This window comes from Demequina sp. NBRC 110056, assembly GCF_002090155.1.
GTDB lineage: Bacteria > Actinomycetota > Actinomycetes > Actinomycetales > Demequinaceae > Demequina.
The window spans coordinates 598977-610956 of sequence record NZ_BBRM01000002.1; the positions used below are offsets into that span (position 1 = coordinate 598977).

An 11980-nucleotide genomic window follows, 5' to 3' on the forward strand; every position below is an offset into this window, starting at 1 on the left:
AGATGTCGGCGAGAGCGGCTACGATGGCTCCCACGACGCTATGCAAGCGCTTGCATCCCGTCGCCGGAACCAGCACGGACTCACCGAGGAGACCCTGTCGATGCTCAGCTCGCCCCGCACCCGCATCGTCGCCGCCGGCGCCGCGGCGCTCGCCATCGCCGCCATCGCGATCGGCTGGTTCCTCACCACCCGACCCGAGACCCCGCACGCCGTCGCCCCGGCGCGCAACGCCGGGTCCGAGCAGCTCCTGTACTTCCTGCTGACCGACCGCTTCGCCAACGGCGACCCCGGCAACGACGACGGAGGGCTGGGCCCAGACCCGGCCATCTCCGGCCTCGACCCCACCGACTCCGGCTACTTCCAGGGCGGGGACCTCGCGGGCGTCGAACAGCGCCTCGACTACCTCGCGGGGCTCGGCGCCACCGGAATCTGGGTCACTCCCCCGTTCACCAACAAGGCCGTCCAGCCCGAGGACTCCTCCGCCGGCTACCACGGCTACTGGATCACCGACTTCACCGAGGTGGACCCGCACCTCGGCGGCACCGCTGCCCTGGAGAGCCTCGTCGCGGCGGCGCACGAGCGCGACATGGCCGTCTACCTGGACATCATCACCAACCACACCGCGGATGTGATCGGCTACGAGGAGGGCGACCGCGTCCCCTACGTCGCCACCGACGCCGCCCCCTACACGGACGCCGGCGGCGAGCCCTTCGACGACCGCGCCGCGGCGGCCGCGGGCGACTTCCCCGAGGTGACCACCGCATCGTTCCCCTACAGCCCCGTCCTCGAGGCGGGCGCGGAGGACGCCAAGTCCCCCGCCTGGCTCAACGACCTCACCCACTACCACCACCGCGGCAACTCCACCTTCACCGGGGAGGACAGCCTGTACGGCGACTTCTACGGGCTCGACGACCTGTGGACCGAGCACCCCGCCGTCGTCGAGGGCATGACCGACATCTACGCCGACTGGGTGGCGACCGGCATCGACGGCTACCGCATCGACACGGTGCGCCACGTCGACGACGGCTTCTGGGAGGCCTTCGTGCCGGCGATCCTCAAGGCTGCGGAGGAGCACGGCAACGACGACTTCGTCATCTTCGGCGAGGTCTACGACGGCTCGCGCTCCGTCACGTCGCGGTTCACCACGGAGGTGGGCATGCCGGCCGTGCTCGACTTCCCGTTCCAGGGCGCCGCGCGCGCGTTCGCCTCCGACGGCGGTTCGGCCACGGACCTGGCCGCCTTCTTCGACGCCGACGACTGGTACACCGATGCGGACTCCTCCGCCGCGGACCTGCCGACCTTCCTGGGCAACCACGACATGGGCAGGTTCGGCTCGATGCTGCTCGAGGACGACCCGTCAGCGACGGCCGAGGAGCTGCTCGCGCGCGACCGGCTCGCGCACGCGCTCCTGCTCACGAGCCGAGGCACCCCCGTCATCTACTACGGCGACGAGCAGGGCCTCACCGGCGACGGCGGCGACAAGGCCGCGCGCCAGCCGCTGTTCGGCACGTCGATCCCGGAGTACACCGACGACGCGCTGATCGGCTCGAGCGCCTCGCTCGCCGACGAGGCCTATGGCCAGGACCACCCGCTGTACACCTGGATCGCCGAGCTGTCGCGCGTCGCCCACGACTCGGCGGCGCTCACCACGGGCGCGCACCAGACGCGACTCGCCGAGGACGGTGCTGGCGTCTACGCCTTCACCCGCATGGACCGCGACGAACGGGTCGAGACCCTCGTCGCCCTCAACTCCGCCGCCGAGCCCCGCACCGTCGACGTGCCCACCTGGTCCCGGGGCACGTTCTCGCTGCTCGCCGGCGACGGCGACGCGACCCTTCAGACGGACGATGCGGGGGTCGTCACCCTCACCGTCCCGGCCTACGGCGCGGTCGTCTACGGCGCCGATGCGCCCATCACCGAGCGCTCGGACGCCTCGGTCTCGCTCGCGGCGGGCTGGGACGCAGCCGGGCCCGACGACGAGGTCGACCTGGGCCGCCTGCCCGTACGAGCCGAGGTCACCGGCGACGGCTACGCCGAGGTGTCGTTCTGGGCGCGCACCGTGGGCGGCGACTGGGAGCACCTCGGCACCGACGACGCGGCCCCCTTCCAGGTCTACGACGTCGTCACCGACCTCGCCCCCGGGGCGGCGGTCGAGTACCAGGCCGTGGTGTCGGACGGCCGCGACACCCTCGCGACGAGCGACGCCGTGACCGCGCAGGTCCCTGAGCCGACCGTCACGATCGCGTCGCCGGCCCCAGGCGACACGCTCGGGGTCGAACCGCTGATCGTCGCCGCGGTGTCCCCCGTGCGCGTGGATGCGGCGACCACCACCGTGACGATCGAGCGACGCCTTCCCGGCGGCGACTGGGAGACGGTCGTCGTCGACACGTCCTCCTCCGCCTACGCCGGCGTCGACGACCTCGGCGCCGTCACCGCGGGTTCCGAGGTCCAGTACCGCGCCACGCTCACCCAGGGCGACGCGACGGTGGTGTCGTCGGTGGTGGCGGCGAAGGCGGGAGGCGCGCGTGGCGCCGGGACGCCATCCGTTCCCGGCAGCTTCAACGACGTCGTGGGCTGCGCCGAGGTCTGGCAGCCCGACTGCGAGGCGGTCGTCATGACATTCGACGAGGCCGCCGGCGCGTGGACGCTGACCGTCGACCTCCCCGCCGGGGAGCACGAGTACAAGATCGCGATCGACGGCTCGTGGGACGAGAACTACGGCGAGGGCGGGGCGGCGGACGGCCGCAACATCGTCCTCGCCCTCGGCGCCGATGCGTCCGTCACCTTCACGTACGACCCCGTCACGCACGTCGTGTCCACCGAGGCCGGCTGAGCACCGACTGTCACTCGCGCGAGCGCAGCTCCCACATCGCGACCGCCGAGGCGGCGGCCACGTTGAGCGAGTCGACCCCACCGGCCATCGGGATCACGACGGCCTGGTCGACGTGCTCGAGGGCCTGACGGGTGAGGCCGTCGCCCTCGGCTCCCATGACAAGGGCGACCCGCTCGCCCGCTGACGCGGCGAAGGCGTCCAACGCGACCGCATCGGCCCTCAGCGCCAGCCCACCGACCGCGAAGCCGAGCGCGCGCAGCTCGTCCAGCGCCCCCGGCCAGGTCTCGGCACGGGTCCACGGCACCTGGAACACCGTGCCCATCGACACCTTGACGCTGCGGCGGTAGAGCGGGTCGGCACACGTGGGCGCGACGACGATCGCATCCGCGCCGAGCCCGGCCGCCGAGCGGAAGATGGCGCCAACGTTGGTGTGGTCGACGATGCCCTCGAGCACCACGACGCGACGCGCGTCCCTCACGAGGTCGCTCAGCGACGGCAGCGCGGGCCGCTCCATCGCCGCGAGCGCACCCCGGTGCACCTGGTAGCCGGTGACGGACTCGAGCAGCTCCTCGGGCGCGAGATACACCGGGACGTCATGCGGGACGGCGATCGAGTCGACCCACCGCTCGCTGAGCAGCACGGACCGCGGCTCGTGGCCGGCAGCGAGCGCACGGTCGATGACCTTGGCGCCCTCGGCCATGTACAGGCCGCGCTCGGGCTCGATGCGGCGGCGCAGCGCGACGTCGGTGAGTCCGCGGTAGTCCTCGAGCCTCGGGTCGGAGGCGTCGGCGACGGGGATCAGCGGCATGGGGACATCCTCGCAGGCGTGGAGCGACAGCCAGGCACCATCAGGACGTCAAGGTGGACAGGTGCGCGCACCGGGCCGGGCAGCACGACGGCCCCGCCGCGGAGGCGACGGGGCCGTGTGGTCGAGCGACGGCTACTGCTGTCCGCGCTCCTTGTTCGGGTCGAACGGGCGACCGGAGCGGGTGCCGGCATCGGTGGCGTCGGACGTGGCGTCCTCGACCTCCTGCTTCGCCTGACGCAGCGCCTCGGCGGGATCCGTGAGCGCGGAGGTGATCCGCGACTTGCGGTCGGTGCCGCGCTCGGGGTCGCGCTCGAGGGGCTCGGGGCCCTCCTCCATGCCGAAGGCCGCGGAGATCGACTTGAGCGCGCCCGTGAACTCGGTGGGGACGAACCACACCTTGTTGGACTCGTTCTTGGCGATCTCGGGCAGCATCTGCAGGTACTGGTACGCGAGCAGCTTCGAGTCCGCGTCGCCCTCATGGATCGCGTCGAACACCTGAAGGATCGCGCGCGCCTCTCCCTCGGCGGTGAGGATCGCGGCCTGCGCGTCACCCTCGGCCTTGAGGATCGCCGACTGCTTCTGGCCCTCGGCCTCGAGGATCTGCGACTGCTTCACACCCTCGGCGGTGAGGATCGCGGCGCGACGGTCACGCTCGGCGCGCATCTGCTTCTCCATCGAGTCCTTGACGGACAGGGGCGGGTCGATCGCCTTGAGCTCGACGCGGCCCACGCGGATGCCCCACTTGCCCGTCGCCTCGTCGAGGACGGTGCGCAGCTGGCCGTTGATCTGGTCGCGGCTCGTGAGCGTCTGCTCGAGGTCCATGGTGCCGATGACGTTACGGATGGTGGTGACGGTCAGCTGCTGCATGCCGACGATGTAGTTGGCGATCTCGTAGACCGCGGCCCGCGCGTCGGTCACCTGGAAGTAGATGACGGTGTCGATCTCGACCACGAGGTTGTCGGAGGTGATGACCGACTGCGGCGGGAAGGACACGACCTGCTCGCGCATGTCGACCTTCTGGCGGACCTTGTCGATGAACGGCACGAGCAGGTGCATGCCGGCCTGCATGGTGCGGGAGTAGCGTCCCAGGCGCTCGACCACCCGCGTCTCGGCCTGCGGCACGATCTGGATGGCTCGGGCGATCGCCGTGATGACGAAGATCGCGAGGACGATCGCCGCGACGGCGATGGCAATCTGGACGGGATCCATGATCATGCCTCCTTCTCGGGCGCGACGATGGCGGTCGCGCCACGGATCTCGAGCACCGTGACCTCGGTGCCCTCCTCGATGACGGGGGCGTCGTCAGGCGTCCTCGCCGACCACACCTCGCCATTCAGCTTCACTCGGCCGGCGGTCTCCGACACGAGGTCGAGCGTGCGGGCGATGCCGCCCACGAGCGCCGCGGTGTTGGTCTCGATGAGCTCACCCTTGGCGCGAATCGACTTCAGGAGCCAGGGCCTCAGCGTGAACAGCAGCAGCGCAGCGACCGCGCAGGCGATGATCACGCATACCCACCACGGCAGTCCCAGCAGCGCCGCCGCGCCGCCTGCGAGGGCGCCTCCGGCGAGCATCGCGAACGTCAGGTCGAGGGTGAAGACCTCGACGATGCCGAGCGCCATCGCGCCCACGAACCACCACAGCGAATCCATGATCCACCTCCTGTCAGGGAACCTAACAGGCGGGGCAACCGGACGACATCGTCCGCGCGGATGAACTCCGCGGGTGGAGTCCTCACCAGGGACGATGCGCCCGCGGGTACCCTCCTACGCCGGCTCGTCGTGGCCGAGCCGAGCGGGCTCGGGCGAGGCGTCAGCAGCGAGCCGGGTCGCGGCACGGTGCGCCCGCCAGGACCACGCGATCGCCGCGATCCAGACCGCCACGATGCCAACGTAGATGGCGGTCTGCGCCACGCCGGTGACGGGGATGTACTCGGCCCTGATGAGCGTGCGCACGTTGGTGAGGATGATCAGGCCTCCCACTGCGGCGCCGAGGAGGCGCGGCGGGATGATCCGGACGAGCCATGCGGCGATGGGCGCGGCGACGAGGCCGCCCGCGAGCAGCGCGAGCACCCAGCCAGCGTCGATGCCCGCCGTGCCGATGCCAAGGAGGAAGCCCAGCGAGGCGGCGAGCGCCACCAGGAACTCCGAGGTGTCGATCGAGCCGATCACCTTGCGTGGCTCCATCCGACCAGAGGCGAGCAGCGCGGGAGTGCCCACGGGCCCCCAGCCACCGCCACCAGTCGCGTCGACGAAGCCGGCGACGAGCCCGAGGGGCGCCAGGAAACGCTTGCCCAACGGCTTGCGGTCCGGGGCGTGGCGCACTCCCCAGACCGTGAAGCGCAGCAGCACGTAGACGCCGAGCGACAGCAGCACGATCGCCATCACGGGCGCCGCGAGCTCGGTCGACAGGTTCGACAGCACGGTCGCGCCCAGGAACGCGCCCGCCGCGCCGGGGATGCCGACGCGGCGCACGACCCGCCAGTCGACGTTGCCGAGGCGCCAGTGCGCCGCGCCGCTCGCGAGGGTCGTGCCGACCTCCGCGAGGTGCACCGTCGCCGAGGCCGCCGCCGGGGCGATGCCTGCCGCGAGCAGCAGCGTGGTCGAGGTCACGCCGTAGGCCATGCCGAGGGAGCCGTCGACCAGCTGGGCACCGAAGCCGATGAGGGCGAGGACGATGAGGGAGCGCACGGCGACCTCCTGGAGGGTGCGGCGCGTCGGCGCCGGCGGCGATCCTCATCGCCGCACGACGCACATTACCCACTACTTCAGTAGGAATCAATCCCTATCGAGAAAGTAGGTTATTCGGGCGGGTTCTCCCACACGGCGGGGTCGTCGACCATGGCCGTCACCGACGCGGGCAGCGCGCCCGACGCCACCTGTGCGATCGACACGCCTTCGAGCGCCTCGCGCACCCGGGCGCGCAGCGCGACCCACACCGCGAGCAGCGGCTGCGCGGTGCCGTCGTAGTGCAGATCCGAGGGCCGCTCGCCGCGCACGAACACGAGGGGCCCGTCGACGGCCCTGACCACGTCCGCCACGGTGATGTCGTCGGCGGGACGCGTCAGGCGGTATCCCCCGCCGGCGCCACGTTGCCCCACGACGAGGCCGGCCTCGCGCAGGTCGACGAGGATGCCCTCGAGGAACTTGCGTGAGATGCCCTGCGCCTCGGCGATGGCCTCGGTGGTGCGCGTCCGGCCCTCCGCCTCGGCGGCGGCCAGCTCGGTCGCGGCGCGCACCGCGTAGTCGGAGCGCGCGGAGATCCTCACGGGCCCGGCTCAGCCCCGCCGCGCGGTCCAGCGACCGCCGAAGGCGTGCAGCTCGACCGGCATGCCGTAGGTCTCGGTGAGGTGGGCGGACGTGATGGTGTCGCGGATGGGGCCCGCGGCCACGACGGCGCCCTCGCGCAGCAGCAGCGCGTGCGTGAACCCCTGCGGGATCTCCTCGACGTGGTGGGTCACCATGACCATCGCGGGCGAGCGGCGGTCCCCGGCGAGCTCCGTGAGCGCGGCGAGCAGCTCCTCGCGCCCTCCCAGGTCGAGGCCCGCGGCCGGCTCGTCGAGCATGAGCAGCTCGGGGTCGGTCATGAGCGCACGGCCGATCTGCACGCGCTTGCGCTCGCCCTCGGACAGCGTCCAGAACTCGCGGTCGGCGAAGCCGCCCATGCCGAACGCCTCGAGCAGCGCGAGCGCTCGCTCCTGGTCGATGTCGTCGTACTCCTCGCGCCAGCGACCCGTGACGCCGTGCGCCGCGGTCATGACCACGTCGAGCACGGACTCGTCGTCGGGGATGCGGTCCGCGAGCGCGGCGCTCGACAGGCCGACGCGGGTGCGCAGGTCCTGGGTGTCCGTCTGGCCGAGCGTCTCGCCCAGGATCACCGCGGTGCCCTCGGTCGGGTGGGACCGAGCGGAGGCGATGCTGAGCAGCGAGGTCTTGCCCGCGCCATTGGGACCGAGGATCACCCAACGGTCCGTCGCGCCGACCTCCCAGTCGACTCCGGACAGGATCGCATTGCCGTCTCGGCGCAGGCTCACGCCCTCGAGTCGCAGCACCTCAGTCATGCATCCGAGCCTATCCGACCAGCGCGCGGTAGAGCTGCAGCGTCCGCTCGCCGATCGACTCCCACGAGAAGTGCTCCGCGGCGCGCTCGCGGCCCGCCTCGCCCATGCGTGCGGCGCGTTCGGTGTCCGACACCATGTCGGTGAGCGCCGCCGCCAGGTCCGCGACGAAGGCGTCGGGGTCGGTGGGCGTCCCGGTCCCGTCCTGGACCTGGTCGATGGCCACGAGGGTGCCGGTCTCGCCGTCCACGACGACCTCGGGGATGCCTCCCGTCGCCGTCGCCACCACGGGCAGCCCGACGGCCATGGCCTCGAGGTTGACGATGCCGAGCGGCTCGTAGACAGAGGGGCACACGAAGGCGGTGCACGCGTCGAGCACCGCGACGAGCTCGGGGCGCGGCAGGTGCTCCTCGATCCAGATCACGCCGTCGCGGCGCTCCTGCAGGCTCTTCACGAGGCCCGAGACCTCGGCGGCGATCTCCTTGGTGTCGGGCGCCCCGGCGCACAGCACCACCTGGACCTCGGGTGGCAGCTGCTCGACCGCGCGCAGGAAGTGCGGCAGTCCCTTCTGGCGCGTGATGCGGCCCACGAACACGAGCGCGGGTCGAGAGGTGTCGATGCCGTATCGGGCGACCACCGCATCGGCGCTGGCGCGCTCCTCGTCCGTCGCGGGCGGCGCCCACGCCTCGACGTCGATGCCGTTGTGGATCACGCCCACCTTGCCCGGGTCCACGCTCGGGTAGGAGCGCAGGATGTCGGCGCGCATGCCGGCGCTCACGGCGATCACGGCATCGGCGCCCTCGTAGGCCGCCTGCTCGATCCACGAGGACACCCGGTAGCCGCCGCCCAGCTGCTCGGCCTTCCACGGGCGCAGCGGCTCGAGAGAGTGGGCGCTCAGGACGTGCGGGATGCCGTGCAGTCGCGAGGCCAGGTGGCCGGCCATGTTCGCGTACCACGTGTGCGAGTGCACGAGGTCGGCGCCTGCGCAGTCCTTCGCCATCGGAAGGTTGTGCGCGAGCACGTCCAGCGCCGCGTCGCCCACGCCTCCGCCGAGCGGGTCGTAGCCGATGACGCCGGGCGCGTCGCGAGGGCCGTCGAACGCGCGCACCTCGACGTCGATGTGCTGACGCAGGACGGCAGCGAGCTCCGTGACGTGGACGCCGGCGCCCCCGTACACGTGTGGCGGGTACTCGCGGGTGAGGATGTCTGCTCGCATATCTCCACGGTACTGGGCCCGACTGGGCGATGCGCCCTGACACACGTGGGACACGCGGCCTATGCTGGTCGTATGCCAGCGCAGAAAGTCCTCGCCATCGTCCTCGCAGGAGGTGAGGGCAAGCGCTTGATGCCCCTCACCGCTGCCCGCGCCAAGCCGGCCGTGCCGTTCGGCGGGACCTACCGGCTCGTCGACTTCGCCCTGTCGAACCTCGTGAACTCGCGGTACCTGCACATCGTCGTGCTGACGCAGTACAAGTCGCACTCGATGGACCGTCACATCGCGAGGACCTGGCGCATGTCGCCGCTGCTCGGCAACTACGTCGCGCCGGTGCCGGCGCAGCAGCGCCGCGGCAAGCACTGGTACCTCGGCAGCGCCGACGCGATCTACCAGACGGTGAACATCATCGAGGACGAGAGCCCCGACATCGTCGTGATCGTCGGCGCCGACCACGTGTACCGCATGGACTTCTCGCAGATGGTGGACTCGCACATCGAGACCGGCGCGGACTTCACGGTCGCCGGCATCCGCCAGCCCATCGGCCTCGCGGACCAGTTCGGCGTCATCGACGTCGACAAGGACAACCCGGGCATGATCAAGGCGTTCCTCGAGAAGCCCAAGGACCCCGAGGGCCTGCCGGACTCCCCCGGCGAGGTGCTCGCGTCCATGGGCAACTACGTCGCATCCGTCGAGCCGCTCCTCGAAGCGCTCAAGGCCGACGCTGAGAACGAGAAGTCCAAGCACGACATGGGCGGCGACATCGTCCCCTACTTCGTCGACAAGGGCACCTGCGGCTTCTACGACTTCGTCGACAACGACGTCCCCGGCTCGACCGACCGCGACCGCGACTACTGGCGCGACGTGGGAACGCTCGACTCGTACTACGAGGCCCACATGGACCTCATCGCCGTCATGCCTGTGTTCAACGTCTACAACCGCGAGTGGCCGCTCCACCAGGGGCTCATCACCGAGCCCCCGGCGAAGTTCATCCACTCCGAGGAGGGCCGTCTGGGCCACGCCGCGGACTCGATCGTCTCGCCCGGCGTCATCGTGTCGGGCGCGACCGTGACGGGCTCCGTGCTGTCCCCCGGCGTGCGCCTGCACTCCTGGTCGACGGTGTCTGACTCCGTGCTGCTCGACGACGTCGAGATCAACCGCCATGCCCAGGTCCACCGCGCGATCGTCGACAAGAACGTCGTGGTCGAGGAGGGCGCACGCATCGGCATCGACCGCCAGAGCGACCTCGAGCGAGGCTTCACCGTCACCGAGTCCGGGATCACCGTGGTGCCCAAGGGCACGGTCGTCTCCGCATGAGCGGACGGCTCATCGTCCTCGACGTCGACTCCACGCTCATCACGTCAGAGGTCATCGAGCGCATCGCCGCGCGCGCCGGCACCGAGGCTGAGGTCGCCGCGGTGACCGAGTCCGCGATGCGCGGAGAGATCGACTTCGCCGAGTCCCTGCGTCAGCGGGTCGCGACCCTCGAGGGCGTACCCGACTCGGTGTTCGCCGAGGTGATCGACGAGGTCGAGCTCACCCCGGGCGCCGAGGAGCTCATCGGCACGCTGCAGGGCGAGGGCTGGACCGCCGCGCTCGTCTCAGGCGGGTTCGCCGAGATCGTCGAGTCGCTGGCGGGCCGGGTGGGCATCACCCGCTTCCGCGCCAACCGCCTCGAGGTGGCGGACGGCCGCCTCACGGGTCGCACCGTAGGCCCCGTCATCGACCGCGCGGCGAAGGCCGAGGCGCTCCGGGAGTTCTGCGCTGAGCTCGGCATCTCGCCGGCGGACGCGGTCGCCGTGGGCGACGGCGCAAACGACCTCGACATGATGGCGGCGGCGGGCCTCGGCATCGCCTTCAACGCCAAGCCGCTGGTGCAGGAGCAGGCGGACATCGCCGTGAACTCGCGCAGCCTCGCCGACGTCCTGGACGTCATCGAGCGCTGACTCGCGCGCGGGTGAGCCCCGAGCTCACGCCCGCTCGTGGGGAGCGAGCGCCGGCAGCCCGTCGAGGCTCACGGCGTTCTTGCGCTCTCGATACTCCCGCAGGCCCTCGTCGCCCTTGCCGCGCGCCCAGCGGTCGAGCTCGTCGCGATCCCGCTCGTAGGTCATCAGCGGCACCGACATCCCGCACGAGTCGCTGATGCGCTCCGCGGTCACCACCACGATGGCCCGCGCCCCCGGCTTGTCCGGGAACAGCGCCGCCATCTCCGCCCACACGGGCTGGTCGCGCGTGACGACCGTCGCGGTGCCGTGGACCCTCGCGATCATCGGCGGCCCCTCGAAGGCGCACCACATCAGGGTGATCCGGTCGAGCTGGCGGACATGGGCGATGGTCTCGGCGCCCGATCCCGTGAGGTCGAGGTACGCCACCCGACGGTCGTCGAGCACCACGAGCGTGCCCTCGCCGCCCTTCGGCGACACGTTGACGCGGCCATCCGCGGCCGCGGTCGCGACGAAGAACATCGGCTGTCGCGCGATGAACTCCGCGATGAAGCCGTCGAGGCTGTCATGCTCGGTCGACATCGCGGTCCTCTCCGCCCGAGTCGGTGCCAGCTCTAGAAGTGCGCGTCCGACCGCACCACGTCGGTCAGGACGGCCGAGCGCTGGTCGAGCTCCGACCACGCCACGGGGACGTCGAGGACCGCGGCGGTCCCGGTCGGCAGCCCGTGTGCGACGCGCTGCAGCGCCTTGGTGTCGGAATCGGGGCCCGAGAGCCACGCCGCGGCGGCGGAGATCGTGGGCTCGTGTCCGATCACCACGACCGTCTCCGTGCCCGACGGCACTCGCGTGAGCAGGCTGTGGAGCCCGCCGACGTGCGTCTCGTAGAGGTCGGGCTCGGTGCGCACGGTCGGGCCGGTCCACGCCGGCGACATGAGCTTCCAGGTCTGCTGCGTGCGGTTCGCGGACGACACGAGCACGAGGTCGGGGCTGACGCCAGCGCCGGCCAGCAGCTTGCCCAGCTCGGTCGCGGACGAGCGTCCCTCGAGCGTGAGGGCACGGTCGTGGTCCGACAGCGCCCCGGAGGGCGCCTCGGCCTTGGCATGACGGACGAGCACGAGGGTGGCCATGC

At 71.4% G+C, this 11980-nt stretch carries 12 protein-coding genes; 3 read left to right on the plus strand and 9 right to left on the minus strand.

The annotated features are described in order from the left end of the window. Window positions 1-100 precede the first annotated feature (100 nt). Window positions 101-2833 (plus strand): alpha-amylase family glycosyl hydrolase, encoded by a 2733-nt coding sequence (locus B7K25_RS02785; protein WP_084104512.1) that lies wholly within the window; start codon window positions 101-103, stop codon window positions 2831-2833. 10 nt (window positions 2834-2843) lie between these two features. Here B7K25_RS02785 and B7K25_RS02790 read toward each other — a convergent pair whose 3' ends face one another. The 7 genes from B7K25_RS02790 to glgA form a co-directional block, all read right to left on the minus strand. After that, complete coding sequence (locus B7K25_RS02790; protein ID WP_084103989.1) at window positions 2844-3641, minus strand: RNA methyltransferase; 798 nt, start codon at window positions 3639-3641, stop codon at window positions 2844-2846. A 132-nt stretch (window positions 3642-3773) separates the two neighbouring features. Beyond that, the gene (locus B7K25_RS02795; RefSeq protein WP_234988048.1) at window positions 3774-4856 is read right to left on the minus strand and encodes an SPFH domain-containing protein; all 1083 of its coding nucleotides are present in this window, start codon (window positions 4854-4856) and stop codon (window positions 3774-3776) included. Continuing rightward, on the minus strand, window positions 4853-5290 hold the full coding sequence (locus tag B7K25_RS02800; RefSeq protein ID WP_084103991.1) for an NfeD family protein: 438 nt from the start codon (window positions 5288-5290) through the stop codon (window positions 4853-4855). Before B7K25_RS02800 ends, B7K25_RS02795 begins: the two co-directional genes overlap by 4 nt. 114 nt (window positions 5291-5404) lie before the next feature. Further along, the gene (locus B7K25_RS02805) at window positions 5405-6328 is read right to left on the minus strand and encodes a sulfite exporter TauE/SafE family protein (protein WP_084103993.1); all 924 of its coding nucleotides are present in this window, start codon (window positions 6326-6328) and stop codon (window positions 5405-5407) included. 110 nt (window positions 6329-6438) lie between these two features. Beyond that, window positions 6439-6906, minus strand: a complete 468-nt coding sequence (locus B7K25_RS02810) for an Rrf2 family transcriptional regulator (RefSeq protein WP_084103995.1) — start codon at window positions 6904-6906, stop codon at window positions 6439-6441. A 9-nt stretch (window positions 6907-6915) separates the two neighbouring features. After that, window positions 6916-7698, minus strand: a complete 783-nt coding sequence (locus tag B7K25_RS02815; RefSeq protein ID WP_084103997.1) for an ABC transporter ATP-binding protein — start codon at window positions 7696-7698, stop codon at window positions 6916-6918. 10 nt (window positions 7699-7708) lie between these two features. After that, window positions 7709-8911: a glycogen synthase gene (glgA, locus tag B7K25_RS02820; RefSeq protein ID WP_084103999.1), complete on the minus strand. Its 1203-nt coding sequence runs from the start codon at window positions 8909-8911 to the stop codon at window positions 7709-7711. A gap of 72 nt (window positions 8912-8983) precedes the next feature. Between glgA and glgC the strand changes: the two genes are divergently transcribed. Both glgC and serB read left to right on the plus strand, forming a co-directional pair. Then, entirely contained in the window at window positions 8984-10225 is a 1242-nt protein-coding gene (gene glgC / locus B7K25_RS02825; protein WP_084104001.1) for a glucose-1-phosphate adenylyltransferase, read from the plus strand. Beyond that, window positions 10222-10854 carry a phosphoserine phosphatase SerB gene (gene serB / locus B7K25_RS02830; protein ID WP_084104003.1) on the plus strand — a complete coding sequence of 211 codons (633 nt, stop codon included), beginning with the start codon at window positions 10222-10224 and terminating at the stop codon, window positions 10852-10854. Before glgC ends, serB begins: the two co-directional genes overlap by 4 nt. A 24-nt stretch (window positions 10855-10878) precedes the next feature. Here serB and B7K25_RS02835 read toward each other — a convergent pair whose 3' ends face one another. Continuing rightward, window positions 10879-11433, minus strand: a complete 555-nt coding sequence (locus B7K25_RS02835; RefSeq protein WP_084104005.1) for a pyridoxamine 5'-phosphate oxidase family protein — start codon at window positions 11431-11433, stop codon at window positions 10879-10881. A gap of 32 nt (window positions 11434-11465) precedes the next feature. Continuing rightward, entirely contained in the window at window positions 11466-11978 is a 513-nt protein-coding gene (locus B7K25_RS02840; RefSeq protein WP_084104007.1) for a histidine phosphatase family protein, read from the minus strand. Between the last annotated feature and the right edge of the window lie 2 nt (window positions 11979-11980).

Excerpts from the sequence above, each read along its gene's own strand:
- B7K25_RS02785 (WP_084104512.1), top strand. The coding sequence starts at position 101 with ATGCTCAGCTCGCCCCGCACCCGCATCGTCGCCGCCGGCGCCGCGGCG.
- B7K25_RS02790 (WP_084103989.1), bottom strand. The coding sequence starts at position 3,641 with ATGCCGCTGATCCCCGTCGCCGACGCCTCCGACCCGAGGCTCGAGGAC.
- B7K25_RS02795 (WP_234988048.1), bottom strand. The coding sequence starts at position 4,856 with ATGATCATGGATCCCGTCCAGATTGCCATCGCCGTCGCGGCGATCGTC.
- B7K25_RS02800 (WP_084103991.1), bottom strand. The coding sequence starts at position 5,290 with ATGGATTCGCTGTGGTGGTTCGTGGGCGCGATGGCGCTCGGCATCGTC.
- B7K25_RS02815 (WP_084103997.1), bottom strand. The coding sequence starts at position 7,698 with ATGACTGAGGTGCTGCGACTCGAGGGCGTGAGCCTGCGCCGAGACGGC.
- glgA (WP_084103999.1), bottom strand. The coding sequence starts at position 8,911 with ATGCGAGCAGACATCCTCACCCGCGAGTACCCGCCACACGTGTACGGG.
- glgC (WP_084104001.1), top strand. The coding sequence starts at position 8,984 with ATGCCAGCGCAGAAAGTCCTCGCCATCGTCCTCGCAGGAGGTGAGGGC.
- serB (WP_084104003.1), top strand. The coding sequence starts at position 10,222 with ATGAGCGGACGGCTCATCGTCCTCGACGTCGACTCCACGCTCATCACG.
- B7K25_RS02835 (WP_084104005.1), bottom strand. The coding sequence starts at position 11,433 with ATGTCGACCGAGCATGACAGCCTCGACGGCTTCATCGCGGAGTTCATC.
- B7K25_RS02840 (WP_084104007.1), bottom strand. The coding sequence starts at position 11,978 with ATGGCCACCCTCGTGCTCGTCCGTCATGCCAAGGCCGAGGCGCCCTCC.